Source organism: Stenotrophomonas sp. GD04054, from assembly GCF_029836955.1.
Classification (GTDB): Bacteria; Pseudomonadota; Gammaproteobacteria; order Xanthomonadales; family Xanthomonadaceae; genus Stenotrophomonas; species Stenotrophomonas maltophilia_A.
The window spans coordinates 19,964-46,280 of the sequence record NZ_JAOECR010000041.1 but is presented as its reverse complement, the minus strand read 5'-3'; the positions used below and the strand labels follow the sequence as shown (position 1 = coordinate 46,280).

Here is a 26,317-nt window from a genome sequence, read left to right as displayed (position 1 = left end):
CGCTAAGCTCGGCCTGTCATCGACCTGCAATACACGGTGCGCGCCGGGGAAGGCGCGTGCCGTCCGGGGATGGCACACAGGGGAGCGCGCCCGCCAGGGCGCGCTGGCATTGCGCATCGAGAGATTGGGGGGAGGCAATGGCTTTGCTGCACGCCAAGACGGCCGCTGGCCGCCAGGAAATCGAGGACCGTGGTCGGCGCCTGCCGGCGGCACTGCGTTCGATCCTGCTGATGGTCGACGGCCATCGCGATGACACTGAACTGCGCGGCCTGTTCGAAGGCCTGCGCGCACCACCGGACGCACTGGAGCAATTGTCAGCGCAGGGCCTGATTGAAGTGATCGGCGGAAGTGTCGAAGCCGCACCGACGCGCAGCATCAGCACCGGCCGTGAACAGGACCCGGCGCTGTACCAGCAGCTGTACGACGCGATGAGTGAGGCCGTGCGTCGGCATCTGGGCCTGAAGGGCTATTTCATGCAGTTGAAGATCGAACGCTGCACCGATGCGCTGGCACTGGAGCGCCTGTGCCCGGAACTGCTGGCGGCGGTGGGCAAGGCGCGCAGCCCGGCATTGGCGCAGCGCTGGTGGCAGGAGACCCAGGCGGCCGTGGTCAATGGCGGCGGCGAGGTCGTGCAGGCCTGAGCCACCGCGTAAAGTGATCGGTTCACTTCCCCACAAGGAGTCCCGCGTGCAGGACGACCACGACGACACCGATACCCCCGGCTGGGACGCGATCAATGCGGCGCTGGCGCCGCTGTATGCCGGGCAGGAACCGCGTCACTTCGGCACCGCGCTTCCGTACACGCTCGGTGGCCAGGATCCGCTCGATGGCATCAGCGTGTACTGGGCGGATGCGCCGGTACCGCATTGGCATTACATCACCTACGGCTTCTCCGAGCTGTACGCCAAGGAGAGCAGTGATGCCACCGCCAGTGGCTATGGTTTCGAGCTGACCTTCCGCCTCGCTGCCGACGCCGGTGAGAACGCCGGCAGCACGCCGCCGGTGTGGCCGATGAACCTGCTGCAGAACCTGGCGCGCTATGTGTTCGGCAGTGGCAACGTGTTCGAGGATGGCCACCACCTCAACGCCAACGGCCCGATCGCGTTGGAGACCAACACGCGCTTGTGCCATCTGGCCTTCGTCGCAGATCCGCAGTTGCCCGTACGCGACACCGCCAATGGCCACCTGCAGTTCCTGCAGCTGGTCGGGTTGACCGATGAGGAGATGGAAGCGGTCAAGCGCTGGTCGACGCGCGGCGTGCTGCAGGCGCTGCAACCGGCGATGCCGCTGTGGATCAGCGACCTGCATCGCGGCAACCTGCTGGAGGATCCGGCATTGGCTGCACAGGTGCAGACCGGCAGCGAGCGCGAGGGCTCCAGCACCGGCATGCTGTTCATCGAGACGCTGGACTGGCGCCAGGAGGCGGGCGTCACCACCCTGGTGCTCGGTGCGGGCCAGGTGGCCAGCGTGTGCGAGCTGCTGCCATTGCGCCTGCGCCACGGCAAATCACTGGAACTGGTCAGCCGCGAGCGGCAGTGGGAATTCATTCCGGCCGCGCGCGGTGAAACCGGCGAGGTATCGGCCGACAGCGCGCGCTGGGCACTGGACGAGACGGGTCTGGAAGCCTTGGCGGGCGTGCGTGCCGAGCGCGGCATCTACCCGGTGGAGGCGGCGCTGCGCATCGAAGTGGTGCCGACCTACCTGCGCGATGCCAAGGGCGAAGTGATCCGCCAGATCGGCTGAGTGTGGCGATTGCACGGATGGGGGCAGAGCCGTCTGCTGTGCAGACGGCTCCGACCCATGGTCTGGCTCAGGCCAGGCCCTCGGCCTTCAGCGCGGCCTGCACGCCGGCATCGGCATCCATGCGCGCCTTGTAGGCGGCCAGGTTGTCCAGGCCGGACAGGTCGACCTTGGTGCCGGCGGCCCAGCGCAGCGTGATGTAGAAGTACGGGTCGGCGAAGCTGCGGAAGCCGGCCAGCCACGGCTTGTCGGCCAGCTGCTTGTCGGCGGTCTCGAACAGGGCGCGCAGGCGCTTGTGCGCGGCGGCGCGGATCGCATCGAACTGGCTCTCGTCGGCAATGAACTTGCCCGGCGCGAACAGCGGCGAGAAGGCCGGATGCACATCGGAATTGACGAAGGCCAGCCAGCGGGTGGCTTCGGCGCGCTGGCGCGGGCTGCCGTCGCCGCCGAGGCCGGCCTGCGGGAAGCTGTCGGCGATATAGCCCATGATCGCGGCGTTCTGCAGCAGCACGAAGTCGCCGTCGACCAGTGCGGGGACGGCACCGGCCGGATTGATCTTGAGGAATTCCGGGCCCTTCAGGGTGTCCTTGTTCAGCAGTTCAACCTCGAACGGCTGGCCGGTCCACTGCAGGGCGATGTGGTCGGCGGTGGAACAGGCACCGGGCTTGCTGTACAGCTTCATGGGAACTCCAGGTGATGCGGGCGGGAAACGCCCACTATCCCAGAGCTTGCCAGCGGGCGGCAACGCTGCCGCCAGCACGGATCGTTACGACTGCCGCGGCTTGAGGTTCTGCACCTTATAGAAGGTGTGATCGCCGATGGTGGCCACCTGGTAGGCATTGCGCCAGTTCGGGCTGGCGATGGACAGCGCGGCGAAGTGGCTGGCACCGGGCACGATCTCGCGGCGCTCGCCGGCCGGCAGCGCCCAGTTGCGCTCGGCGTCGAAGGCCACGTTCATCGCCTCGCTCCAGGCCGCATCATTGCCCAGCTGGGTGCCGGGCGAGACGATGGTCGGTGCGAACTGCTTGCGCGCGGTGACCACCTGGCACATGGAGTCGCCCCACAGGCCACTGTCGAGGCGGCGCAGGGCGACCTCGGCGACGGCCTGCTGGCCACGCAGGGTCTGGTCGCGGGCTTCCAGGTAAACGGTGGTGCTCAAACACAATGAATCAGCGGCCGGCTGAGGCAACAACTGCGACAGCCAGAGAATCCAGGCCAGTTTCATATAACTCCTTGCTCCGTATGGGCCGCACGCTCCGGTTCCGGCCGCGGGGGCGACAGGAGGCGGGGTACGACTTGGCGTCATGGGGAGGCGGCCATCGGGGCCGCCCCGTGGGCAGCCCCAAAAGAAACGATCAGTACCGATCGAGGGGCTGCGCCGGCTCACCGGAAACTGGCTGGTGAGCGGAAAGATGGCGCAAGGTAGGGGGGGATAGCCGAACGCATCGTGAACCGCCCGGCTTGACATTCAGGTTCGGCAGGGGTGACGGAAATCACATTCCGCCCCCCATTCAGGCGCTCATCAGAGCGCGGCGGCCACCCGGCTGCCCTGGTCGATGGCCCGCTTGGCGTCCAGTTCGGCCGCTACATCGGCACCCCCGATCAGCTGCGCGTTGATGCCGGCGGCCTGCAGTTCGGCCTGCAATGCACGGTTCGGTTCCTGCCCGGCGCAGATCACCACATGGTCGACCGGCAGCAGCTGTTCGCTGCCTTCCACGCGGATGCGCAGGCCTTCGTCGTCCACGCCCAGGTACTCGACGCCACCGAGCATGCGCACGCCCTTGGCCTTCAGTGTGGCGCGGTGGATCCAGCCGGTGGTCTTGCCCAGTCGCGCGCCGGGCTTGCCCGGGCTGCGCTGCAGCAGCCAGAGCCGACGCGGTGACGCCTCGACCTCGGGCCGGCCCAGCGAGCCGCGGGCCTCGAAGGTGCTGTCCACGCCCCATTCGGCCATCCAGCGTTGCGGGTCGAGGGAGGGCGACTCACCGGCGTGGCTGAGGAACTCGCCGACATCGAAGCCAATGCCGCCGGCGCCGATGATCGCCGCATTGGTGCCCACTTCAACCCGGCCCAGCAGCACGTCCAGGTAGCTGACCACCTTGGCGTGGTCGGCGCCGGGGAAGTCGACCTTGCGCGGGGTGATGCCGGTGGCCAGCACCACCTCGTCGAAGCCGGCCAGGGTGGCGGCATCGGCGCGGGTGCCGAGGCGCAGCTGCACGCCGGTTTCGGCCAGCGTGTGGCGGAAGTAGCGCAGGGTCTCGTGGAACTCTTCCTTGCCGGGGATGCGCTTGGCCACGTTGAACTGGCCGCCGATCTCCTCGTTGGCATCGAACAGGGTGACCTGGTGGCCGCGCTGGGCAGCGACGGTGGCACACGCCAGGCCTGCCGGGCCAGCACCGACCACGGCAACTTTCTTCGGCGTGGCGGTGGGGCGATAGACCAGCTCGGTCTCGTGGGCGGCGCGCGGATTGACCAGGCAGCTGGCCAGCTTGTTCTCGAACACGTGGTCCAGGCAGGCCTGGTTGCAGGCGATGCAGGTGTTGATCGCCTCGGCGCGGCCGGCGCGGGCCTTGTTCGGCCATTGCGGGTCGGCCAGCAGCGGGCGCGCCAGCGACACCATGTCGGCACCGCCGCTGGCAAGGATGCGCTCGGCGACGTCGGGCATATTGATGCGGTTGGTCGCCACCAGCGGCACCTTCACATGCGGCTTGAGCTTGGCGGTGACCCCGGCGAAGGCGGCGCGCGGCACCGAGGTGGCAATGGTCGGAATACGGGCTTCGTGCCAGCCGATGCCGGAATTGATGATCGTCGCGCCGGCGGCCTCGATGGCCTGCGCCTGCTGCACGATCTCCTCCCAGTTGCTGCCGTCCTCCACCAGGTCCACCAGCGACAGGCGGTAGATGATGATGAAGTCCGGGCCACAGGCCTCGCGGATGCGGCGCACGATCTCGACCGCGAAGCGCATGCGCTGGTTCGCATCGCCGCCCCAGCGGTCGGTGCGCTTGTTGGTGCGCGGGGCGATGAACTCGTTGATGAGGTAGCCCTCCGAGCCCATCACTTCCACACCGTCGTAGCCAGCCTCGCGGGCCAGCTTCGCGCTGCGTGCGTAGTCGGCGATATGGCGCTCGACGCCGCTGGCCGACAACGCACGCGGGGTGAACGGGTTGATCGGTGCCTTCAGCTTCGACGGCGCCACCGACAGAGGGTGGTAGGCATATCGGCCGGCATGCAGCAGCTGCAGGCATATCTTCGCGCCGTGCTGGTGCGCGGCGGCGGTGAGCTGACGGTGCGGGCGTACTTCCCAGGGCCAGGACAGCTTGCCGCCGAACGGTTTCAGCCAGCCGACCACGTTCGGCGCGAAGCCACCGGTGACGATCAGGCCGACACCGCCCTCGGCGCGTTCGGCGAAGTAGGCCGCCAGCCGCGGGAAGTCGCGGGCGCGATCCTCCAGGCCGGTGTGCATCGAGCCCATCAATACGCGGTTGCGCAGCTGGGTGAAGCCCAGGTCCAGCGGGGCGAACAGATGGGGGTAGGCGCTTTCGTTGGCTGGCGACATTGTCGATACGCTTGCGTACGGAAGCGCGAAGCGTGCCGCGAAACGGCGGCCGGGGCAAGGGCCGGTCTTTGGGTAGTGCCGGCCGCTGGCCGGGTACGCTCGGCACATGCGTGCTGTCGCTCCCGCAATTCGCTGCGCGAACCGCGGGCCCCACTTACCGGCCTCCACGCCCCCGCGCCTGCGGCGCTGCCCCCGAACTCCGGGGGCGGTAGTGCCGGCCGCTGGCCGGGTACGCTCGGCACATGCGTGCTGTCGCTCCCGCAACTCGCTGCGCGAACCGCGGGCCCCACTTACCGGCCTCCACGCCCCCGCGCCTGCGGCGCTCCCCCCGAACTCCGGGGGGCAGTGCCGGCCGCTGGCCGGCATCCTGGGCAGATCAGGGGGACTGCGGCTGCCGGCCGGCGGCCGGCACTACCGGGGTGCGACCGATCCCGAACCAGCCCAGCGTGACACCACACAGCGGACCGATCAGCAGGGCGAAGGCGAGGGTGCCGAGGCCGACATTGCCGCCCAGCCACCAGCCCAGCAGCAATACGCTGCCTTCGATCAGGCTGCGCACCTTCCAGATCGGCCAGCCGGTGCGGGCATGCAGGCCGGTCATCAGGCCGTCGCGCGGGCCAGGGCCAAGCCTGGCGCCGATGTACAGGCCGGTGGCCAGCGCGACCAGCAGCATGCCCGCGCAGAACATCGCCAGCTGCCAGCCAAGGCCGACGGCCGGCGGCAGCAACCATAGCCCGAACTGCGCGGAAGGGCCGATCAGCATCACGTTGAGCACGGTGCCGACACCCGGTTTCTGCCGCAGCGGCCACCACAGCAGCAGCACCAGTGCGCCGATGACATTGGTCGCCAGGCCGAACGACAGCGGCGTCTGCGCGGCGATGCCCTGTGACAGGACATCCCAGGGCGCCACGCCGATGGCCGCACGGATCATCAGCGAGGCGCCGAATCCGTACAGGAACAGGCCGGTGATCAGTTGCAGCAGGCGCAAGGGCAGGGCGGTGGGCATGGCGGTCTCGGGGGAGAGGAATCTGTTTCCACCGTAATCCCGCTTCAGTCACTTCCATAGATACAGATGCCGATCAATCCGCCGCTACAGTGGCGTCGAGCGTGCTCGACTGCTCCTGATGAATCAGTCGAGCACGCTCGACGCTACGATCAGACCGCACGGCCGGGCATGGGCTCGGCTTTACATCGGCGTTCCAGCCTGGCTCAGTCGCCCCAGCCTGCCAGCGCCAGCTTGCCCACCGTGCGTCCGCTGGCCAGGCGCTGATGCGCGATGTCCAGATTTGCCGCATTGATCGGGCCCAGGCTTTCACTGAGGGTGCCGCGCAGCTGGCCGGCATCGATCATGCTGGCCGTGCGGCTGAGGATGCGGTGCTGCTCGATGCAGTCGGCAGTGGCAAAGCGCGAGCGCGCGAACATGAACTCCCAGTGGATGCCGATGCACTTGGCTTTGTAGGGATCGCCGATGCGCAGCGGCCCACGCGGCTCGACGATCAGGCCCACATGTCCCTGCGGCGCCAGCAGCAGGCCCAGTTCGTCCCAGTAGTGATCGGTGTCGGCCAGGTTGAGTGCGACCTGCACCGTGTCGATGCCCAGCGCCTGCAGCTGGGCCTGAAGTGGTTGCCGGTGGTCGATCACGTGCCGGGCACCCATCTGCCGGCACCAGTCGGCCGAGGCCTCGCGCGACGCCGTGGCGATCACCTCGAAACCCGCATGGCGGGCCAGCTGGATTGCCATCGAGCCGACCCCGCCCGCACCGCCGATCACCAGCAGGTGCTGGCCGGCGTGGCGGCGATCGTCCAGCCGCAGCGGCATGCGCTCGAACAGCAGCTCCCAGGCGGTGAGCGTGGTCAGCGGCAGCGCTGCGGCTTCAGCGAAATCCAGCGTGGTTGGCTTGCGCGCGACCAGGCGTTCATCCACCCAGTGGTACTGCGCATTGCAGCCGGGGCGGGTGACATCGCCTGCGTAATAAACCTCGTCACCGGAGGCAAACAGGCTCGCCTCGTCGCCGATTGCCTCGACCACGCCGGCAGCGTCCCAACCCAGCACGCGGGGTGCCTGGAGCGTGGCCGGATCCGTGCTGGCACGCTGCTTGCCATCGACGGGGTTGACTGAAACCGCCTCGACCCGGACCAGCAGGTCACGCCCCCGGGGAGGCAGCGGCGGAGGCAGGTGGATATCGCACAGGGCAGGGGCGGATTCACGACTCAGGGCGACGGCTTTCATCACGGCTCCGGCTGGGTTCGTGGCTCCATCATAAGGTTCCTCACGTTTCCGCAGACGCGCTGAACCGTTTGATGCAGCGCGCCGCGCAATATGTCGTTTTCCCCGCCTAAACCCCGTCAAACCCTTGCAGCGTGAGGGTCTTGCGGATTTTCATCATCCTGTATAGGGTTTCAACGTCGGACCGGCGGACGGTCGGGCGCAACACTTCACATGTTACGGGACTGTTAACATGGCCTTCACCCGCCTGAGCATAATGTTCGCGGCGGTGGCGTGCTGAATCGGCTGTCGTACATCGACGCACTTGTGCTGGCCCATGCCTCTACCGGTTTCATACCCCCGAAATAGGAGCTGTACTCAATGAACAAGAAGATCCTTACTGCCGCGCTGCTGGGCGGCCTGGCTTTTGCCCAGGCAGCTTCGGCGCAGGAGTTCGATGACCGCTGGTACCTGACCGGTTCGGCCGGCTTCAACTTCCAGGACAGCGACCGTCTGACCAATGACGCTCCGTTCGTGACCCTGGGCCTGGGCAAGTTCATCAGCCCGAACTGGTCGCTGGACGGTGAGCTGAACTATCAGAACCCGAACTTCGATTCGAACAAGGACCTGAACTGGTCGCAGTACGGCGTCTCGCTGGACCTGCGTCGCCACTTCATCAAGGAAGGCCGCGGCTGGAACCCGTACATCGTCGGTGGCCTGGGCTACCAGAAGTCGGAAGAAGAGTACCCGGCGCTGAATGCCAACGGTCCGCGCCAGCGTAAGGACGGCAACGTTGCCGCCAAGCTGGGCGTCGGCCTGCAGACCACCTTCGAAAAGCGCGTTGCTGTCCGCGCCGAAGTGGCCTACCGCGCTGACTTCGACGACCAGAGCGTTGCCGCTCCGAAGGAAGACTGGTTCGGTGACGTGCTGGCTTCGGTCGGCGTCGTGATCCCGCTGGGCCCGGCTCCGGTCGCGGCTGCTCCGGCTCCGGCTCCGGTTGCCCCGAGCTGCGCCGACCTGGATGACGACGGTGACGGCGTCAACAACTGCGACGACAAGTGCCCGAACTCGCAGCCGGGTCAGACCATCGGTCCGGACGGTTGCCCGGTGCCGGTCTCCATCGACCTGAAGGGCGTCAACTTCGACTTCGACAAGTCGAACCTGCGTCCGGACGCCGTGGCGATCCTGAGCGAAGCCACCGAGATCCTGAAGCGTTACCCGGATCTGCGCGTTGAAGTTGCCGGTCACACCGACTCGAAGGGTACCGACGCTTACAACCAGAAGCTGTCGGAGCGTCGCGCTACCGCCGTGTACAACTACCTGACCAAGAACGGCGTTGACGCCGGTCGCCTGGTCGGCCCGATCGGCTACGGCGAGAGCCGTCCGATTGCTCCGAACACCAACCCGGATGGTTCGGACAACCCGGAAGGTCGCGCCAAGAACCGTCGTACCGAGCTGAACGTCCAGAACTAAGTTCTGACGCTCTGCCAGTAGGACACAGCAGGACCCGGCTTCGGCCGGGTCTTGTTGTTTCTGCGGCCCGGAATCCGTGTGTCCGTCGGTCCGGGAACAACCGTTCGTCGGGTTTTTATCCGTAAAACCAATGAGTTGCCGTATTCATTGAAAGTGGCGCTTGAAAGCTGTCGCGGCATTGCTAAACTCGCCGCGTCACTTCCTTTCCTGGATGCCCTTCATGCTGCGCTCTGCATCGGCCGCCTTCCTGGCGCTGGCCCTGGTTCCCGCCGCCCACGCTGCGGTCGATTGCTCGGTCAACACCAGCGCCTCGCCGCTGCCGTTGCCGGCCACGACCATCGCGCCGGTGGCCGACGAGCTCTACATCCGTGGCAACCAGCTGGGCATGCCGGCCGGCGTGCTGAGCAGCAACTACGATCCGTCGCAGTCGCTGGACCAGGTGCTGCAGCGCCTGCGCATCGATGGTTGCCAGAACATCGCCAAGGCCATTCCGAGCGCCCCTGCAGTGAAGCCGAACGATCCGGCGGCCTACAAGCCGCAGACCGAATTCGACAACACGCCCTGGCGCTTCGACATGAGCCAGAACGGCAAGCGCATGACCGCCGAAGAGTTCGACGCCTGGATGAAGGCGCGTGGCGTGCGTGTGGTCAAGGCGCGTCCGGCTCCGGCCGCCACTCCGGCCCCGGCCGAAGCACCGGCTGAGACCAAGCCGGTCGACAAGAAGTAAGCACCGCGGGGAGCAGAGGCTTGCGCACGCGCCGCCCACCTGCCGCCCCCGCCGCCCGCTCCCACGCACCGCGTGGGCGTGCGACTCCCGCTGCCACAGCCGCCGGTGTCCGTCATGGCCTGGCGCGCGTGCTGTCCAAGGCCGGCGTGTGTTCGCGCAGCGAGGCCGCGCGCTGGATCGCCGATGGCCGCGTGCGCGTCTCCGGCCGCATCGTGCGGGATCCCGAATTCCCGATTGGGCAGCCGGCGCCGCCGATCGAGGTCGATGGCCAGCCGATGGGCGCGCCGCAGCGCCTGTACCTCATGCTCAACAAACCGCGTGGGGTGGTGACCACCGCGCAGGATGAGCGTGGCCGCGATACCGTGTACCGGTGCTTCGATGGTGCCGGCCTGCCGTGGATCGCGCCGGTCGGGCGCCTGGACAAGGCCAGTGAAGGGCTGCTGTTGTTCAGCAATGATCCGCAGTGGGCCGCGCATCTGACCGATCCGGAGACCGGGCCGCAGAAGACCTATCACGTGCAGGTGGACCGCCTGCCCGACGAGGACACCCTGGCCGCGCTGCGCGCCGGTGTCGAAGACGAGGGCGAATTCTTGGTCGCCCAGGCTGTGCGCGTGCTGCGCAGCGGCGATAAGACCGCGTGGCTGGAGGTGGTCCTCGACGAGGGCCGCAACCGCCACATCCGCCGCCTGTTGGCGGCCTTCGACCTGCAGGTGCTGCGCCTGGTCCGGGTTGCGATCGGCGGGCTGCAGCTCGGCGATCTCGGCAAGGGCCAGTGGCGGGTGCTGGAGGTCAGTGACCAGCAGCGGCTGGGGGCCGCTGCACCGGGCTGATCATCGCCCGCGGCCGGCGGTTGCCGGCCACCGTTCCAGGCGTAGGGGGCGTCTGGCTGCTGAATTTCCCGAACGGAGCCTGCCCATGTACCACCCGACCCTCAACCAAACCCTGCGCTGCGCAGGCCTGCTGCTGCCGATGGTGCTGCTGACCGCCTGTGGTGGCCACAAGAAGGTGGCCAAGGCGGAAACGCCGGCCGAGACCCCGGTGGTGGAAGTGAAGACCCCGGAGCTGGATGGTCGCGGCAGCTACCGCTTCCTCATGAGCAACGGCGACAAGAAGATGACCGCCGACGAGTTCGACGCCTGGATGAAGGCCAACGGCATCCGCGTTGCCAAGGGCAACGGCCAGGATGCTGCCGCCAAGCCGGTGGTGGTGGCCAGCAAGGACGAGCCGAAGGGCAAGAAGAAAAAGAAGTGATGCCGGGAAGGTGCCGACCTCGGTCGGCACGCCCTCACGCCTGGTACGTGCCGACCTTGGTCGGCACGCTTTGGCCGGTGGGGATCAACCCTTGATCACGCCCAGCTCGACACCGATGCGGGTGAACGCATCGATTGCGCGGTCCAGATGCTCGCGACTGTGCGCGGCGCTGATCTGGGTGCGGATGCGCGCCTGGCCCTTGGGCACCACCGGGAAGAAGAAGCCGATCGCGTAGATGCCTTCTTCCAGCAGGCGCTCGGCGAACTTCTGCGCCAGCGGTGCGTCGTACAGCATCACCGGGCTGATCGGGTGTACGCCCGGCTTCACGTCGAAACCGGCGGCGACCATCTTTTCGCGGAAGTAGCGGGTGTTCTCCACCAGGGTGTCGCGCAGATCGTCAGCGGCGGCCAGCATCTCGAACGCTTTGATGCCGGCGGCCACCACATGCGGCGGCAGCGAGTTGGAGAACAGGTACGGGCGCGAACGCTGGCGAAGCAGCTCGATCACCTCGGCGCTGGCGCAAGTGAAGCCGCCCAGTGCACCACCCATGGCCTTGCCCAGGGTGCCGGTGATGATGTCGATCTTTTCCAGCACGCCCTTCACTTCGGCCGAGCCGCGGCCGCTGGCACCGAGGAAGCCGGTAGCGTGGCATTCGTCGATGTGCACCAGCGCGTTGTACTTCTTCGCCAGTGCGGTGATCTCGTCCAGCGGCGCAATGAAGCCGTCCATCGAGAACACGCCGTCGGTGGTGATCAGCTTGGTCTTGCAGCCGGCGGCGTCGGCGGCCTGCAGCTGGGCTTCCAGGTCGGCCATGTCGCAGTTGGCATAGCGGAAGCGCTTGGCCTTGCACAGGCGCACGCCGTCAATGATCGAAGCGTGGTTCAGCGCATCGGAAATGATCGCGTCGTTCTCGCCGAGCAGCGGCTCGAACAGGCCGCCGTTGGCATCGAAGCAGGCCGCGTACAGGATGGTGTCCTGCTTGCCGAAGAAGTCGGCGATCTGCTTCTCCAGCTGCTTGTGCAGGTCCTGGGTACCACAGATGAAGCGCACCGAGGCCATGCCGAAGCCGTGGGTGTCCAGCGCATCCTTGGCGGCCTGGATCAGGTCCGGATGGTCGGCCAGGCCCAGGTAGTTGTTGGCACAGAAGTTCAGCACCGTGCGGCCGTCCTCGAGGGTGATCTCGGCCGACTGCGGGCTGGTGATGATCCGCTCGGACTTGAACAGGCCCTGGGCGCGGATGGCGTCCAGTTCCTCGGCGTAGTGGCGGGTCAGGGCGGAGGAGGCGTCGGTCATGGCGTGGGCACGGCTCTGAACGGGGAAACCGCTGATTCTACCGGGCATCGCCGCTTGCCGACCGGCCCGGATGGGGCATCGCCACGGCCGGCACATGTTGCATCGCAATAGCAAACTGGTTAAAAATTCGTGAACCGGAGCTGTCCCGCTCCGGCCGCTACGCCCGCTCCCCGCCTTCCACGCCACCGCCCCCACCGGAGACGCTCATGAAGCACGCCCGTGCCTGCCTCGCCATTGCCGCTGCCCTGACCCTGGCCGCCCCGTTCGCCGCCAGCGCCCAGGAAAACGAATCGCCGTACAGCTGGAACGTCACCGCTGTTTCCGATTACCTGTTCCGTGGTGTGTCGCAGACCGACGAGGATCCGACCCTGCAGGCCGGTTTCACCTACACCAGCCCGGTTGGCCTGTATGCCGGCGTGTGGGGTTCGGGCGTGGACTTCGGTGCAGGTGATCCGAAGACCGAGGTCGACTACCTGATCGGCTACGGCGTGGACGTCACCGAGCGCGTCAACGTCGACGTGCTGCTGAACCGCTACACCTACCTGAAGTCCAGCCACCAGAACTACAACGAGCTGATCACCACCACCACGCTGGATGACACCTACAAGCTGACGGTGGCCTACACCAACGATGTATGGAACAGCAGCACCGATGGCTGGTACTTCGGCCTGGGTGGCAGCTGGGGCCTGCCGAAGGACTTCACCCTGAATGCCAATGTCGGCCGCAGCACGTTTGAAGACGGCATCGCCAAGGATTACACCGACTGGAATGTCGGCGTTGAGCGCCAGTTCGGGATGGCCAAGGTCGGCCTGGGTTACTACGGCACCGACGGCAACGGCCGCGACAACTCCGGCAAGCTGGCCCACAGCCGCGTGATGCTGAGCGTGGCGATCGGTAACTGATGCGCCTCCGCTGATGTCCACGAAAAAGGCGCCCAATGGGCGCCTTTTTCAATTCCAGCAGCATGCCTCACCCCGGCTGGGGGAGAGCCCCCTTGTTGTTCAAGGGGGCGCGCCGACGGCGCGGGGATAAGGAAACCTGCGGGGGAATTGACCCGAAGGGTCAATTCCAGCTCAACACAACCTTGCCGGCCTTGCCTTCTTCCATCAGGTCGAAGCCCTTCTGGAAGTCGTCGATCGGCAGCTGGTGGGTCATCACCTTGCCGAGCGGGAAGCCGGACAGCACCAGCTGGGTCATCTTGTACCAGGTCTCGTACATCTTGCGGCCGTAGATGCCCTGCACGGTCAGGCCCTTGAAGATGATCTTGTCCCAGTCGCAGCCGGCGCCCTTGGGCATGATCCCGAGCATGGCGATCTTGCCGCCGTGGTACATGCAGTCGAGCATGTCGTTGAACGCACGCGGGTTGCCGCTCATTTCCAGGCCCACGTCGAAGCCCTCCATGTGCAGTTCCTTCATCACGTCCTTCAGCGACTGGTTGGCCACGTTGACCACGCGGGTGGCACCCATGTCGGCGGCCAGCTTCAGGCGGAAGTCGTTGACGTCGGTCACCACCACGTTGCGTGCACCGATGTGCTTGCAGATGCCGGCGGCGATGATGCCGATCGGGCCGGCACCGGTGATCAGAACGTCTTCACCGATCACGTTGAACTCCAGCGCGCAATGCGCGGCGTTGCCGTACGGATCGAAGAACGCGGCCAGCTCGGACGGAATCTGGTCCGGGATCGGCCACAGGTTGCTGGCCGGCATCACCATGTACTCGGCGAAGGCGCCGTTGACGTTGACGCCGATGCCGACGGTGTTCGGACACAGGTGCGGGCGGCCGCCACGGCAGTTGCGGCAGTGGCCGCAGACGATGTGGCCTTCGGCCGAGACGCGCTGGCCGATTTCATAGCCGGTCACGGCCGAGCCGAGTGCGGCGACGCGACCGACGAATTCGTGGCCGATGGTCAGGCCCGGCTTGATGGTGCGCTGGCTCCACTCGTCCCACAGGTAGATGTGCAGGTCGGTGCCGCAGATCGCGGTCTTCTCGAGCTTGATCAGGACCTCGTTCGGGCCCGGGGTCGGAACCGGAACTTCTTCCAGCCAGATGCCCTTGGCCGCTTCGCGCTTGACCAGGGCCTTCATCGTTTGCTGCGCCATCGGGGTGGAACTCATCAGGGGGAAAGCGCGGATTATAGGGTGCCGCGCGGATTTCCCATGTTGCGCTGCGGGTGCAGTGGCGGAACGAAAGGCGTGCACCGGCGGGCGTTTCGAACGTGCTGCGAACAGCGGCGCCTCCCTGGTTCGGGGGAGGGTGACCACGCCCCCTCTGGACGATTTCCGTGTGCGCGGCCGACGTGCGCGTGGCAGAGCAAGAAGCAGGCCCATGACTTCCGGGGTTCGGGCCGGGGCAGGGCGGCGGGCTACAATCGAAGGTTCCACTACCAGGGGCCGCTCCATGCGCTCGAACCTGCTTGCATTCTCCATCGTCGCCAGCCTCGGGCTGGCCCAGGTCGCCCATGCCGCTGAAGGCATGTGGGTGCCGCAGCAGCTGCCGGAAATTGCCGGCCCGCTGCAGAAGGCCGGCCTGAAGCTGTCCCCGGAACAGCTGGCCAACCTGACCGGCGACCCGATGGGCGCCGTCGTTGCCCTCGGCGGCTGCACCGCCAGCTTCGTCTCGCCGCAGGGCCTGGTGGTCACCAACCACCACTGCGCGTATGGCGCCATCCAGCTGAATTCGACCGCGCAGAAGAACCTGATCAAGGATGGCTTCAATGCGCCGACCCAGAAGGATGAACTGAGCGCAGGCCCGAACGCCCGCGTGTTCGTGCTCGACCAGATCACCGACGTCACCGCCCAGGCCAAGGCCGCCATTGCCGGCGCCGGCAACGACCCGCTGGCCCGCAGCCGCGCGCTGGACGCCTTCGACAAGGCCCAGGTCGCCGCCTGTGAAGCCGACGCCGGCTTCCGCTGCCGCCTGTACAGCTTCTCCGGCGGCAACACCTACCGCCTGTTCCGCAACATGGAAATCAAGGACGTGCGCCTGGTCTACGCCCCCCCGGGCAGCGTCGGCAAGTTCGGTGGCGACGTCGACAACTGGATGTGGCCGCGCCACACCGGCGACTTCTCGTTCTACCGCGCCTACGTGGGCAAGGACGGCAAGCCGGCCGCCTTCGCCGCCGACAACGTGCCGTACCAGCCCAAGCACTTCCTGAAGTTCGCCGACCAGCCGCTGGGCGCCGACGACTTCGTGATGGTGGCCGGCTACCCGGGCCGCACCAACCGCTATGCGCTGGCCGGCGAGTTCAACGAAACCGCCAGCTTCACCTACCCGACCATCGCCAAGCACTACAACGCGGTGCTGAAGATGATCGCCGACGCCGGCAAGGCCGACGCCGACGTCAAGGTGAAGTACGCAGCGACCGCCGCCAGCATGAACAACGTGGCCAAGAACTACCTGGGCCAGCTGGAAGGCTTCAAGCGCATCGACGCCGCAGGCCAGAAGCAGGCTGAAGAAGCCGCCGTGCTGGCCTGGCTGAAGAAGCAGGGCGCTGCCGGCAAGCCGGCCCTGGCCGCCCATGCGCAGCTGCTCAAGCATCTGGATACCAGCAAGTCGACCCGCGAACGCGACCTGTTCGTCGGCCAGTTCAACAACACCTCGGCCGTTGGCGCAGCGATCACCCTGTACCGCCTGTCGATCGAGCGCAGCAAGCCGGATGCCGAGCGCGAGGCCGGTTACCAGGAACGCGACCTGACCACCATCGAAGGTGGCCTGAAGCAGATGGACCGTCGCTACGTGGCAAAGATGGACCAGCAGCTGCAGGCCTACTGGCTGGACCAGTACGTGGCCCTGCCGGCCGCACAGCGCGACAACGAAGTGCTGAACAAGTGGCTGGCCGGCAGCGATGCTGCTGCGGTCAAGTCGCTGGTGAACAAGCTGGGCGGCACCGAGCTGGGCAGTCTGGACAATCGCCTGAAGTGGTTCAAGGCCGACCGTGCCGCGTTTGAAGCCAGCAGCGATCCGGCCATCCAGTACGCCGTGGCCGTCATGCCGGCACTGCTGAAGCAGGAAGAGCAGAAGAAGATCCGCGAAGGCGAATCGCTGACCGCCCGCCCGCTGTACCTGCAGGCCGTGGCCGACTACAAGAAGAGCCAGGGCGAGTTCGTCTATCCGGATGCCAACCTGTCGCTGCGCATCACCTTCGGCAACGTCATGGGCTATGGCAAGGACGGCGTGAAGTACACCCCGTTCACCACCCTGGAAGGCGTGGCGGCGAAGGAAACCGGTGAAGATCCGTTCGATTCGCCGAAGGCGCTGCTCGATGCGGTCAAGGCCAAGCGTTACGGCGGCCTGGAAGACAAGCGCATTGGTTCGGTGCCGGTGAACTTCCTGTCCAACCTGGACATTACCGGCGGCAACTCCGGTTCGCCGGTGCTGGATGCCAACGGCAAGCTGGTCGGCCTGGCCTTCGATGGCAACTGGGAATCGGTCAGCTCCAACTGGGTGTTCGACCCGGTGATGACCCGCATGATCGCCGTCGACAGCCGCTACATGCAGTGGATCATGCAGGAAGTGGCGCCGGCGCCGCAGCTGCTGAAGGAACTGAACCTGGTCAAGTAAGGTTCGCGGTTCGGGGCGGTCCATCCACGCATGGCGTGGATCTACTGCCTGTACCGAGGGTAGTGCCGGCCGCTGGCCGGCAACCTCGACCAGATAGCCGGAGTTTCCGAAACCCCGCGACCCACGTCGCGGGGTTTTTTCATGCCCGGCCCGGCCGGGTGCGCCGAACAGGTATCATCCCTGTTCCGCGTACTTCACAGGATGTGAACGAAACGCGGAAACCTCCTCCCCCCAGGACCCCTTGCACGCATGCGCATCCTGCTTGCCCGCCACGGCGAAACGCCGTGGAACGCCGAAGGCCGCTACCAGGGCCAGATCGATATTCCGCTTTCGCCGATCGGTGAAGCCCAGGCCCAGACACTGGGTGCCCGCCTGGCCTCGGTGGACATCACCCGTGCCGTCGCCTCGCCGCTGTCGCGCGCGCAGCGCACCGCGCAGCTGGCGCTTGGCGCCGCGCGTGCCGACATGCTGCTGACCGAGCCGGAGCTGCAGGAAATCGCCCACGGTGAGTGGGAAGGCCTGCTCGCCAGCGAGATCAACGAAAAGGATCCGTCGCGCCTGCAGGCCTGGCGCGAGGAGCCCGATACCGTGCTGATGCCCGGTGGCGAATCGCTGCGCCTGGTGCTGGAACGCAGCTGGCGTGGCCTGGCCCGTGCCACCGAAGGCCTCGGCGAGCACGACACCCTGCTGGTGGTTGCCCATGACGCGGTCAACCGCGTGATCCTGTGCAAGGTGCTGGGCCTGCCGATTTCCCGCCTGTGGACCTTCCGCCAGGCACCGACCACGCTCAACCTGCTCGAAGGCGCCGACCTGGACAGCCTGGAAGTGGTGCGCCTGAACGACTGCGCCCACCACACGCCGTTCTTCGGCGAAGCCAAGCACCGCGCACTCTGACCCGCCACACCGAACCACCTGTACCTGCTGGAAGCACTGCCGTGACGAACACCCCGACCACCCTGGCCGATTGGCTGGATTACATTGAACGCCAGCACCCGGCGACCATCGACATGGGCCTGGAACGCGTGCGCGCCGTGGCCACGGCGATGGGTCTTGGCGCGCCGGCCGGGCGCACCATCGTGGTCGGTGGCACCAACGGCAAAGGCTCCACCGTGGCCTTCATCGAGGCCATCGGCCGTGCTGCCGGTTGGAAGGTGGGTGCCTACACCTCGCCGCACCTGCTGCGCTACAACGAGCGCGTGCGCATCGACGGGCAGGACGTGGACGATGCGGCGCTGGTTGCTGCGTTCAATGCCGTCGAAGCGGCACGCGGCGACACCACGCTGACCTATTTCGAGTACGGCACGCTCGCTGCTTTGCAGCTGTTCGCCGACGCCGGGCTGGACCTGGCGGTGCTGGAGGTGGGCCTGGGCGGCCGCCTGGATGCGGTCAACATCGTCGACGCCGATGTATCGGTGATCACCACCGTGGACATCGACCATGCCGAGTGGCTGGGCGAGGACCGCGAAGCGATCGGTACCGAGAAGGCCGGCATCATCCGCGGCTGGAAGCCGGTGATCCTGGGCGAGACCGATCCGCCGTCCAGCGTGCTGGCGCGTGCCTATCTGGTCGGTGCCAACGCGATCCGCGGCGGCAGCGATTACTTCTACGAGCCGATCGACGCCCAGCGCTGGCGCTGGCGCGACGTCGGCCTGCGCATGGAGCTGCCGACCCCGGCGCTGTCCGGCCCGATCCAGCTGGCCAATGCCGGTGCTGCCATCGCCGCCCTGCGCGCGCTGGACAAGCCGGTGCCGCGTGCGGCGTGGGCCGCGGGTATCGCAGCAGCGCGAATCTCCGGCCGCATGCAGGCATTCGAGCGCGACGGCGTGCAGATCCGCGTGGACGTGGGCCACAACCCACAGGCGGCGGGCCAGCTGGCGCGTGCGCTGAAGGCCGAAGTGTCAGCCGGCCGCACCCTGGCGGTGTACGCCGCGTTGCAGGACAAGGACGCGGCGGGTGTGGTGCAGGCCCTGCAGGACGTGGTGGCCGAGTGGACCCTGGCCGGGCTGGACGGTCCGCGTGGGCAGAGCGCCGCTCAGCTGCAGGCACGCCTGAGCGGTACGGTGGCGGCCAAGGCACCGCTGGCCGATAGCGTCGAACAGGCGCTGGCGCAGGTGCTGGCCCAGGCTGAGCGGGGTGACCGGGTGCTGGTGTTCGGCTCCTTCCATACCGCCGCTGCGGCCCTGCAGTGGCTGCAGGGCGACGCCTGACCCGCGTTCAGCCAACGCCGACGCCGGCCGGTCCGGCACCCGTATAATCGACGGCAATCTCCGGACAGTTGCCTGCCTCACGTGGATACGCCTCTGAAACAGCGTCTGATTGGTGCCATCGTGCTGGTGGCACTGGCCGTGATTTTCCTGCCGATGCTGGTCAAGGGACCCGCACCCGACAGCGGTGTCGCCAATGTGCCGATCGCCGCGCCGGATGCGCCGGCCGATGGCCAGTTCGAAACCCGTGAGCTGCCGCTGGTCGCCCCGGCCGGTGGTGCCACCGGCCTGCAGACCGGGCAGGCCAAGCCGCTGCAGGAGGCTGCCACGCCGGCTACGCCGCCGACCGTGGACACCTCGCCGGCAGTCGCCGCCGGCAACTATGCGGTCACCTTCGGTGCCTACGGCAGCAAGGCCGACGCCGATGCGGTGATCGCCTACCTGAAGCGCTCGCAGCTGCCGGGCTTCGCTGAAACGGCCACCATCAACGGCCGCCAGGCATGGCGCGTGCGCGTTGGACCTTACGCCGACCGTGCCCAGGCCGAAGCGGCCCGCCTGCAGGCGGTGAAGATCCGTGCGGATGTGAAGGCCGAAGTGATCACCCTGGACGCGGCGGCCGGCAGCAGTGCCCCGGTTGCGGCCACCCCGGCACCGGCTGCGCCGAGCGCCAGCACCCCGTCCGCAGCTGTTGCGCCCTCGGCCAGCGGCAACCCGGTCCGCAGCGAAAGCCTGCCGCCGAGCACGCCAACGGCGACCGCGCCGCCGGCCGCCAAGCCGGAACCGCCGAAGCCGGCGCCGAAGCCCGAACCGAAGCCGGAGGCCACCGCCAGCAAGCCGGCGACGGTGCCGACCACACCGGCAGCACCGGCTGCCAGCGGCGTCGGCTTTGCCGTGCAGCTGGGCGCGTTCGGTCAGGCCAACGATGCCAATGCCCTGCGCGACAAGGTTCGTGCCGCTGGTTTCAGCGCTTTCGTCGAGCAGGTGCGCACGGACAAGGGCACCCTGCATCGCGTCCGCGTCGGGCCGGTGGCCAACCGCGCTGACGCCGAGCAGCTGAAGGCGCAGGTCGCCGCCAAGGTCGGCGTGGCCGGCATGGTCCGACCGCACCCATGACCCACGCGCAGCCCCGTTGCCAGCGCCGCCGAAGGAGCGGGGCGCCATGATCGACGTGGTGCTGCTGATCGTGATCGCCGCCTCGACCCTGCTGGGGATGCTGCGCGGCTTCGTCGGAATCGTCATCGGCACCCTGTCGTGGCTGCTGGCCGCGTGGGCGGCCTTCGCCTTCGGTAATGACGCGGCCCACTGGTGGGCCGCGCCGGCGGCCCCCGGAGGCGAGCACTTCGTCGGTGGCTACCTGGGGGTCGGCATCGGCGTGATGATCGTGGTCGCGGTGATCGGCATGGTCATCAAGGCCTTGGTCCACCGCAGCATGCTGACCAGCCTGGACCGCCTGCTGGGCGGGGTGCTGGGCGCGGTGCGAGGCGGCCTGATCGCCGCGGTCCTGCTGCTGCTGGGCAGCTTCACCCCGCTGACCGCCGAACCCTCCTGGCAGCGCTCGGCGGTGCGTCCGTTGCTGAACCCGACCGTAGCCTGGATGAACAGCAAACTGCCGCACTGGCAGGTTCCCGGGGCCGATCTGCTGCCCAAGGCCTTGCCGACCGACGCGCTGTCCCCATCTGCATTGATGGAGTTGGGCAAGAACGCAGGCGCCGGGTTGGGAAAGCCGGGCGCGGCAGGCGATAATGGCATCCTCAACCAGGTAGTGGCAGGCAGCGGATGGCTGCGGCCTGCGAAAGCGGAACAGGGCGATTCCTACGATCCGGCCGAAGTGCGCCCGGACGCTCCTGCACTGCCGGACAGTATCGAGCCGGGCGATCCGGCCAACGTCGACCGCGCGCGCGGCGACCACCGCGGCCAGGTACGGCCACCTTCCTTGTAACTGGGCACAGCCCAGCGGAGACCTCGCACCATGTGTGGCATCGTCGGAATCGTCGGCAACCAGAACGTCGCCGGGCAGTTGTATGACGGCTTGACCGTTCTCCAGCACCGTGGCCAGGATGCGGCGGGCATCGCCACCGCCAGCGGCAGCCGCCTGCGCGTGCAGAAGGCCACCGGCCTGGTCCGCGATGTGTTCGATGCCCGCACCATGTCCACCCTGGAAGGTAGCGTCGGCATCGCCCATGTGCGCTACCCGACCGCCGGTTCGGAAGGCATGGACGAGGCACAGCCGTTCTACGTCAATTCGCCGTACGGCATCGCGCTGGCCCACAACGGCAACCTGATCAACACCGAAGCGCTGCGCCAGCAGGTGTTCGAGCAGGACCGCCGCAACGTCAACACCGATTCGGACAGCGAAGTGCTGCTGAACGTGTTCGCCTATGAACTGGAGCAGCAGCGCCAGCTCAGCCCGGAAGCCGCGATCCGCGCGGTGGCCGGCGTGCACCGCCGCTGCAAGGGTGGCTATGCGGTGGTCAGCGTGGTGCTGGGCCTGGGCCTGGTCGCCTTCCGCGACCCGCATGGCATCCGGCCGCTGGTACTGGGCAAGCGCAGCCACGCCGAAGGTGACGAGTACATCGTCGCCTCCGAGTCGGCCGCGCTGGACGTGCTGGGCTTCCAGCGCGTGCGCGACGTGCAGCCGGGCGAGGCGCTGGTGATCACCGCGCGCGGCGAGCTGTTCTCGGAAATCTGCGCCGAGCCGGCCGAGCACACCCCGTGCATCTTCGAATACGTGTACTTCGCGCGCCCGGATTCGATGATCGACAACGTCTCGGTGCACAAGGCGCGCATGCGCATGGGCATCAAGCTGGGCGAGAAGATCCTGCGCCTGCGCCCGGACCACGACATCGACACCATCATCCCGATCCCGGATACCTCGCGCGATGCCGCGCTGGAGATCTCCAACGTGCTCGGGGTGAAGTACCGCGAAGGCTTCATCAAGAACCGCTACATCGGCCGCACCTTCATCATGCCGGGCCAGGGCGAACGGGTGAAGTCGGTGCGCCGCAAGCTCAACCCGATCCACCTGGAGTTCCGCAACCGCGTGGTGCTGCTGGTGGACGACTCGATCGTGCGTGGCACCACCAGCCAGCAGATCGTGCAGATGGCCCGCGATGCGGGCGCGCGCAAGGTCTACCTGGCCAGCGCGGCACCGCCGGTGCGCTACCCGAACATCTACGGCATCGACATGCCGGCGGCCGAAGAGCTGGTCGCGCACAACCGCACCGTGGAAGAGATCGAAGCCCACCTGGGCTGCGACTGGCTGATCTACCAGGACCTGGAAGACATGGAAGCGGCGGTGAGCGAGGGCAACCCGGCGCTGCGCAACTTCGATTCGTCCTGCTTCAACGGCCACTACCCGACCGGCATCGAGCCGGGCTACTTCGAGCGCATCCAGCAGCTGCGTTCGGACGACGCCAAGCACAAGCGCCGCGCCTGAGGTCCAGGCGTGGTCGATGTACCCGACGTTGGTGGCGACCTGCTGCGCGCTGCGCAGCAGTGCCTGGCCGAAGCCGACCCGCTGCGCAAGGTCGCGCTGACCCAGGCCTATGCCGCCGCGTTCCGTGCTGGCCGCCTGAAGGTGGCGGCCGATGCACCGCCGCCGGAGCCGATCCGCATGCCCGGCCGGCCGCCGCAGCTGGTGCTGGTGCATCCGCGTGAAGTGCCGCGGCGTGGACTGGGCGGTGTGGAAGGGCGTGCCGCCTTCATCCACGCCATCGCCCATATCGAACTCAACGCGATCGACCTGGCCTGGGATGCGGTATACCGCTTCCGCGGCCTGCCGCCGGCGTTCCATGCCGACTGGGTCAGCTGTGCCGACGACGAATCGCGGCACTTCATGCTGTTGCGCGAACGCCTGCAGGTGCATGGCCACGACTATGCCGATTTCCCAGCGCACAACGGCCTGTGGGAAATGTGCGAAAAGACCGCCCATGATGGCCTGGCACGCATGGCGCTGGTGCCGCGCGTGCTGGAAGCGCGCGGCCTGGACGTAACGCCCGGCATGATCGGGAAGCTGCGCAATGTCGGCGATGGCGAAACTGCCGATGTGCTGGAAGTGATCCTGCGCGAGGAAGTGGCGCACGTCGCTGCCGGTTCGCGCTGGTACCGCTGGTACTGCGACCGCGCCGCTGTCGAGCCGCGTGCGCGCTTCAAGGAACTGCTGGTGGAGTACGCCGGCGGCTACCTGCATGGGCCATTCAACATCGAAGCGCGCCTGCTGGCCGGGTTCGATGCGGATGAGCTGGCCAACCTGGTTGAACAGGCCGGTTGAAGAAAAGGGGACGGAGGGGATTAAGTCGTTTGTGGCACAAACGACTTAATCCCCTCCGTCCCTTTTTTCATGCGTTCGGCAACACCACGCGCTTGCCATCCACCGTTGGCCGGTTGATGTAGAACAGGCCGGGACCCGGCCGGTACGGCAGTTCGCTGACGCCGGCATCGGCGGCGTAGGTCAGTGCGGTGTCGCCCAGTGCATCGAAGTTCCAGTGCGCCGACTGCATCAGGTAACGCCGTCGCAGCAGCGCCTCCTGTGTCTGCGTCAGCGGCTGTCCGGCCACCAGTCGGCGTGCAATCGGCTGCAGGGCGGACGGCAGCTCCCAGCCGGGAACTCCAGCAGCATTGGCGGTCCATTGCACGCCAGCATCGATGGCCTGCTGCTGCATCACCTGCAGTGCGATCAGCTGGTAACGCCAGTCGATGCGCCGACGCAGCACCACCGCAGCGGTCACATACAGCACCGGCGACAACAGCACGCTGCGGCTGCCGGCGCGACGCTGCTGCTGCCACTGGTGCCAGACGTCCACCCAGATCTCCTTTTCACCCACGCCCAGCTGCTGCCGCCAGCGTTCGGCGTCGGCCTGCGTTTCGGCGTAGGCCGTGGTGGCCTGCAGCAACGCCAGTGGAGGGACCTGGTAGTCGGAAACCGGTGGGCGACGCAGCTGCTGCCGGCGTGGACGGCTGAGCAGCTTGGGCCCTTCTTCCAGCTGGTTGTAGCCACCGCCGATGTTGGCGTGCACGCCGGGCAGGGCGATCTCGGTGAACGTTGGCGCGACGCTGGTCAATGGATAGTGTTGGCGATGCTCGTCACGCGCGGCCAGTTGCACGACGTGTGCCGCGATGCCACTGCGCAGGGCGAGCTGCGGGTGTTCATCGGCGCGGCCACCATTGACTGCAACCACGGTGTCGAACAGTCCGATGAAGCGCAGCACCGGCGTGACGGCGGTGAAGTCCGCAGTGCAGGGCAGGCCGGCGCCCTGCAGCAGCTGGCGCCAGCGCGCGCTGTCCCAGGCCTGCAGCTGGTTTGCGATATCACGTGCCGCGGCAGCACCGCGCGAATAGCCGAACAGATCCAGCTGCACGCCACGCAGCGGTCGCTGCCAGCGCGCGGACAGCTCGGCCAGTGCCGCCGGCAGCAGCACCTGCAGCGCGCGCTGCACTTTCGCGCGAACGCCACTGGCACCGATGCCGAAGGCCAGTCCGATCAGATCGTCATCGGCATCATCGCGGGTCCCCACGCCCTCGACATAGATCGACAGCGAAGGCGCGGCCATCGCATCGCGGCGGCTGTCCGGATACAGCTGCTGCAGGCGCGCGATGTTGGTCAGGCCGTTGTCGTAGCTGCTGGTCAGCCGGCTCTGGTAGGTCGAATCATCATCCGCGCGCAGCTGCGCCGGGCGTGGCTGCGGAACCTGTGGGCGACCGCGTGCCAGGTTGTGTGCGTTGTTGCGGGTGCCATCGAAGAACAGGCCGATCCGCAGCAAGCCGACATCTTCGTCCGTGTCCTGCGATGGTGCCATGTGCATTCCCCGTCGTGGCTGCGTCACGGTAGCGCGAAAGCGGTGTATTGGCGAAGTGTAGTGACGCTTTTGACCTTACTTAACGCAGATGCGGTCGATCACAGTTCCTGATTTTCATTCCCATCTTCTATTGAATTCACACGACCCGCGCAGGCCAGATGGCCAGACCCGGTAGACCCGGGCGTGCTGCATCAACGCTGTTCACATCATTCAAGGAGCGACGCAATGTTGTCCAGATCGATTGGCAAAGCGGCAGGTGGCCTGGTGTTGGGTTTGTCGGTGGCAGCGGCCGCGCATGCGGCACCGTTGTTCGAGCCGGTGACGGTCATTAGCCGCGCATCGGCAAACAGTGAGCCCGCGCTGGGCAAGCTGCTGGCCACCCCGTCCACCGCGACGGTACAGGAAGTGCGTGTCGACGCTGCTGCCACTGCGCAGCCGCAGCTGGAGTTCGAACTGCTTGGCCAGCGCGTGCAGGCGGTGCGCAGCAAGGTGGAAGCCCTGCCCGATGGCGGCAGCATCTGGTACGGCCAGTTGCGCTCGCCGTCCGATCGGCTGACTGCCGCCACTTCGAATGGCCAGGATGATCCCGGTAATTCAGTGATCCTGGTGCGTTCGGGCAACACCCTCACCGGTTCGATCCGCAAGGACGGCAAGCTGTATCGCCTGCGCCCACTGGGCAACCGCCATGTACTGGTGGAAGTGGATGAATCGCGGATGCCGGCCGATCATCCGGCCGACTACAACCAGCTGCCGAAAATCCCGATGGGCAACAATGACCGCATCGGCATCGCGCAGGCCTCGTCCGGTACCCCGGCCACCATCCGCGTGCTGGTGGTGGCAACCAATGCAGCGGTAACGGCCTATGGCGGCAACATGCAGTCGCTGGTGCAGCTGGCGGTGGCTGAATCCAACCAGGGCTACGTCAACAGCAACGTGGGCATCACCCTGCAGCTGGCCGGCTATGAAACCACCAGCTACACCGAATCTGGCAACTTCACCACCGACCTGACCCGCTTCCGCAACACCAGCGACGGCTACATGGACAGCATCCACACCAGCCGCAACAACACTGCGGCCGATGTCGGCGTGCTGCTGATCAACAACACAAGCTACTGCGGGTTGGCCTCGGGCATCGGTTCGACGGCATCGACGGCGTTCGCGGCGGTGTACTGGGACTGCGCGACCGGCTATTACTCCTTTGCGCATGAGATCGGCCACCTGCAGAGTGCGCGGCACGATATCGCCAGTGATCCCAGCACGTCGCCCTATGCCTATGGGCACGGTTATCGCTACGAGCCGTCCTCCGGTTTGCGCTGGCGCACGATCATGGCTTATGACTGCTCGGCCGGCTGCCCGCGCCTGAACTACTGGTCCAACCCGAACATCAGCTACAACGGCATCCCGATGGGCAATGCCAGCACCGCCGACAACCAGCGCGTGCTGGTCAATACCAAGGCCACCATCGCGGCCTTCCGCTGAGGCCAACCGCCGACCGAGGTCGGCGTCTACCCGGGT

23 protein-coding genes are annotated in these 26,317 nt (G+C 67.0%); 15 read left to right on the top strand and 8 right to left on the bottom strand.

Annotated elements, in window-relative coordinates; translation table 11 throughout:
* Window positions 1-137 precede the first annotated feature (137 nt).
* Together N7573_RS16915 and N7573_RS16910 are read left to right on the top strand one after the other, a co-directional pair.
* Window positions 138-641 (top strand): hypothetical protein, encoded by a 504-nt coding sequence (locus tag N7573_RS16915; RefSeq protein ID WP_279943227.1) that lies wholly within the window; start codon window positions 138-140, stop codon window positions 639-641.
* Window positions 642-687: 46 nt separating this feature from the next.
* Complete coding sequence (locus tag N7573_RS16910; protein ID WP_279913881.1) at window positions 688-1,743, top strand: suppressor of fused domain protein; 1,056 nt, start codon at window positions 688-690, stop codon at window positions 1,741-1,743.
* A gap of 67 nt (window positions 1,744-1,810) precedes the next feature.
* Here N7573_RS16910 and N7573_RS16905 read toward each other — a convergent pair whose 3' ends face one another.
* From N7573_RS16905 to N7573_RS16885, 5 genes are all read right to left on the bottom strand, one after another.
* Window positions 1,811-2,422 (bottom strand): glutathione S-transferase N-terminal domain-containing protein, encoded by a 612-nt coding sequence (locus N7573_RS16905; protein WP_032130478.1) that lies wholly within the window; start codon window positions 2,420-2,422, stop codon window positions 1,811-1,813.
* 84 nt (window positions 2,423-2,506) lie between these two features.
* Window positions 2,507-2,965, bottom strand: a complete 459-nt coding sequence (locus N7573_RS16900; protein ID WP_004154513.1) for a cell wall hydrolase — start codon at window positions 2,963-2,965, stop codon at window positions 2,507-2,509.
* Between the two features lie 297 nt (window positions 2,966-3,262).
* On the bottom strand, window positions 3,263-5,293 hold the full coding sequence (locus N7573_RS16895) for an NADPH-dependent 2,4-dienoyl-CoA reductase (protein WP_279913880.1): 2,031 nt from the start codon (window positions 5,291-5,293) through the stop codon (window positions 3,263-3,265).
* Window positions 5,294-5,669: 376 nt separating this feature from the next.
* The gene (locus N7573_RS16890) at window positions 5,670-6,299 is read right to left on the bottom strand and encodes a membrane protein (protein ID WP_049463677.1); all 630 of its coding nucleotides are present in this window, start codon (window positions 6,297-6,299) and stop codon (window positions 5,670-5,672) included.
* A 203-nt stretch (window positions 6,300-6,502) separates the two neighbouring features.
* Entirely contained in the window at window positions 6,503-7,522 is a 1,020-nt protein-coding gene (locus tag N7573_RS16885) for a zinc-binding alcohol dehydrogenase family protein (protein WP_071229155.1), read from the bottom strand.
* 357 nt (window positions 7,523-7,879) lie between these two features.
* Between N7573_RS16885 and N7573_RS16880 the strand changes: the two genes are divergently transcribed.
* From N7573_RS16880 to N7573_RS16865, 4 genes are all read left to right on the top strand, one after another.
* A complete protein-coding gene (locus N7573_RS16880; RefSeq protein WP_010483958.1) occupies window positions 7,880-8,971 on the top strand; it encodes an OmpA family protein in 1,092 nt (363 codons plus the stop codon).
* A gap of 220 nt (window positions 8,972-9,191) precedes the next feature.
* The gene (locus N7573_RS16875; protein ID WP_010483956.1) at window positions 9,192-9,698 is read left to right on the top strand and encodes a hypothetical protein; all 507 of its coding nucleotides are present in this window, start codon (window positions 9,192-9,194) and stop codon (window positions 9,696-9,698) included.
* A gap of 20 nt (window positions 9,699-9,718) precedes the next feature.
* Complete coding sequence (locus N7573_RS16870) at window positions 9,719-10,528, top strand: pseudouridine synthase (RefSeq protein ID WP_279912542.1); 810 nt, start codon at window positions 9,719-9,721, stop codon at window positions 10,526-10,528.
* 85 nt (window positions 10,529-10,613) lie between these two features.
* Entirely contained in the window at window positions 10,614-10,949 is a 336-nt protein-coding gene (locus tag N7573_RS16865; protein WP_005412356.1) for a hypothetical protein, read from the top strand.
* 84 nt (window positions 10,950-11,033) lie between these two features.
* Here the strand turns inward: N7573_RS16865 and kbl are convergent, their stop codons facing one another.
* Window positions 11,034-12,242 carry a glycine C-acetyltransferase gene (gene kbl / locus N7573_RS16860; RefSeq protein ID WP_121504060.1) on the bottom strand — a complete coding sequence of 403 codons (1,209 nt, stop codon included), beginning with the start codon at window positions 12,240-12,242 and terminating at the stop codon, window positions 11,034-11,036.
* 206 nt (window positions 12,243-12,448) lie between these two features.
* Between kbl and N7573_RS16855 the strand changes: the two genes are divergently transcribed.
* On the top strand, window positions 12,449-13,144 hold the full coding sequence (locus N7573_RS16855; protein WP_032129063.1) for a TorF family putative porin: 696 nt from the start codon (window positions 12,449-12,451) through the stop codon (window positions 13,142-13,144).
* Window positions 13,145-13,304: 160 nt separating this feature from the next.
* On the opposite strand, the gene tdh is transcribed toward N7573_RS16855, so the two are convergent.
* The gene (gene tdh, locus N7573_RS16850) at window positions 13,305-14,327 is read right to left on the bottom strand and encodes an L-threonine 3-dehydrogenase (protein ID WP_010483949.1); all 1,023 of its coding nucleotides are present in this window, start codon (window positions 14,325-14,327) and stop codon (window positions 13,305-13,307) included.
* A 313-nt stretch (window positions 14,328-14,640) separates the two neighbouring features.
* Here tdh and N7573_RS16845 point away from each other — a divergent pair, with 313 nt between their 5' ends.
* The 7 genes from N7573_RS16845 to N7573_RS16815 all read left to right on the top strand — a co-directional run bounded on the left by N7573_RS16845 (window position 14,641) and on the right by N7573_RS16815 (window position 23,277).
* Window positions 14,641-16,803 carry a S46 family peptidase gene (locus N7573_RS16845; protein WP_279912543.1) on the top strand — a complete coding sequence of 721 codons (2,163 nt, stop codon included), beginning with the start codon at window positions 14,641-14,643 and terminating at the stop codon, window positions 16,801-16,803.
* A 249-nt stretch (window positions 16,804-17,052) separates the two neighbouring features.
* Entirely contained in the window at window positions 17,053-17,697 is a 645-nt protein-coding gene (locus tag N7573_RS16840) for a histidine phosphatase family protein (RefSeq protein ID WP_279912544.1), read from the top strand.
* Window positions 17,698-17,738: 41 nt separating this feature from the next.
* The gene (gene folC, locus N7573_RS16835; RefSeq protein WP_279912545.1) at window positions 17,739-19,010 is read left to right on the top strand and encodes a bifunctional tetrahydrofolate synthase/dihydrofolate synthase; all 1,272 of its coding nucleotides are present in this window, start codon (window positions 17,739-17,741) and stop codon (window positions 19,008-19,010) included.
* A gap of 81 nt (window positions 19,011-19,091) precedes the next feature.
* Window positions 19,092-20,120: an SPOR domain-containing protein gene (locus N7573_RS16830; protein ID WP_100437391.1), complete on the top strand. Its 1,029-nt coding sequence runs from the start codon at window positions 19,092-19,094 to the stop codon at window positions 20,118-20,120.
* A 46-nt stretch (window positions 20,121-20,166) separates the two neighbouring features.
* Window positions 20,167-20,946: a CvpA family protein gene (locus N7573_RS16825; protein WP_032129067.1), complete on the top strand. Its 780-nt coding sequence runs from the start codon at window positions 20,167-20,169 to the stop codon at window positions 20,944-20,946.
* 30 nt (window positions 20,947-20,976) lie between these two features.
* Window positions 20,977-22,443: an amidophosphoribosyltransferase gene (purF, locus tag N7573_RS16820; RefSeq protein WP_032129068.1), complete on the top strand. Its 1,467-nt coding sequence runs from the start codon at window positions 20,977-20,979 to the stop codon at window positions 22,441-22,443.
* Between the two features lie 9 nt (window positions 22,444-22,452).
* Window positions 22,453-23,277, top strand: a complete 825-nt coding sequence (locus N7573_RS16815) for a ferritin-like domain-containing protein (protein ID WP_032129069.1) — start codon at window positions 22,453-22,455, stop codon at window positions 23,275-23,277.
* 67 nt (window positions 23,278-23,344) lie between these two features.
* Here N7573_RS16815 and N7573_RS16810 read toward each other — a convergent pair whose 3' ends face one another.
* Entirely contained in the window at window positions 23,345-24,802 is a 1,458-nt protein-coding gene (locus N7573_RS16810) for a DUF2235 domain-containing protein (protein WP_279912546.1), read from the bottom strand.
* Between the two features lie 225 nt (window positions 24,803-25,027).
* On the opposite strand from N7573_RS16810, the gene N7573_RS16805 reads away from it, so the two are divergent.
* Window positions 25,028-26,281, top strand: a complete 1,254-nt coding sequence (locus tag N7573_RS16805) for a zinc-dependent metalloprotease (protein WP_279912547.1) — start codon at window positions 25,028-25,030, stop codon at window positions 26,279-26,281.
* Window positions 26,282-26,317 lie beyond the last annotated feature (36 nt).

Excerpts from the sequence above, each read along its gene's own strand:
- N7573_RS16875 (WP_010483956.1), top strand. The coding sequence starts at position 9,192 with ATGCTGCGCTCTGCATCGGCCGCCTTCCTGGCGCTGGCCCTGGTTCCC.
- N7573_RS16845 (WP_279912543.1), top strand. The coding sequence starts at position 14,641 with ATGCGCTCGAACCTGCTTGCATTCTCCATCGTCGCCAGCCTCGGGCTG.
- tdh (WP_010483949.1), bottom strand. The coding sequence starts at position 14,327 with ATGAAGGCCCTGGTCAAGCGCGAAGCGGCCAAGGGCATCTGGCTGGAA.
- N7573_RS16895 (WP_279913880.1), bottom strand. The coding sequence starts at position 5,293 with ATGTCGCCAGCCAACGAAAGCGCCTACCCCCATCTGTTCGCCCCGCTG.
- N7573_RS16810 (WP_279912546.1), bottom strand. The coding sequence starts at position 24,802 with ATGGCACCATCGCAGGACACGGACGAAGATGTCGGCTTGCTGCGGATC.
- N7573_RS16915 (WP_279943227.1), top strand. The coding sequence starts at position 138 with ATGGCTTTGCTGCACGCCAAGACGGCCGCTGGCCGCCAGGAAATCGAG.
- N7573_RS16825 (WP_032129067.1), top strand. The coding sequence starts at position 20,167 with ATGATCGACGTGGTGCTGCTGATCGTGATCGCCGCCTCGACCCTGCTG.
- N7573_RS16805 (WP_279912547.1), top strand. The coding sequence starts at position 25,028 with ATGTTGTCCAGATCGATTGGCAAAGCGGCAGGTGGCCTGGTGTTGGGT.
- kbl (WP_121504060.1), bottom strand. The coding sequence starts at position 12,242 with ATGACCGACGCCTCCTCCGCCCTGACCCGCCACTACGCCGAGGAACTG.
- purF (WP_032129068.1), top strand. The coding sequence starts at position 20,977 with ATGTGTGGCATCGTCGGAATCGTCGGCAACCAGAACGTCGCCGGGCAG.
- N7573_RS16880 (WP_010483958.1), top strand. The coding sequence starts at position 7,880 with ATGAACAAGAAGATCCTTACTGCCGCGCTGCTGGGCGGCCTGGCTTTT.
- N7573_RS16840 (WP_279912544.1), top strand. The coding sequence starts at position 17,053 with ATGCGCATCCTGCTTGCCCGCCACGGCGAAACGCCGTGGAACGCCGAA.
- N7573_RS16890 (WP_049463677.1), bottom strand. The coding sequence starts at position 6,299 with ATGCCCACCGCCCTGCCCTTGCGCCTGCTGCAACTGATCACCGGCCTG.
- N7573_RS16855 (WP_032129063.1), top strand. The coding sequence starts at position 12,449 with ATGAAGCACGCCCGTGCCTGCCTCGCCATTGCCGCTGCCCTGACCCTG.
- N7573_RS16905 (WP_032130478.1), bottom strand. The coding sequence starts at position 2,422 with ATGAAGCTGTACAGCAAGCCCGGTGCCTGTTCCACCGCCGACCACATC.
- N7573_RS16865 (WP_005412356.1), top strand. The coding sequence starts at position 10,614 with ATGTACCACCCGACCCTCAACCAAACCCTGCGCTGCGCAGGCCTGCTG.
- N7573_RS16900 (WP_004154513.1), bottom strand. The coding sequence starts at position 2,965 with ATGAAACTGGCCTGGATTCTCTGGCTGTCGCAGTTGTTGCCTCAGCCG.
- N7573_RS16885 (WP_071229155.1), bottom strand. The coding sequence starts at position 7,522 with ATGAAAGCCGTCGCCCTGAGTCGTGAATCCGCCCCTGCCCTGTGCGAT.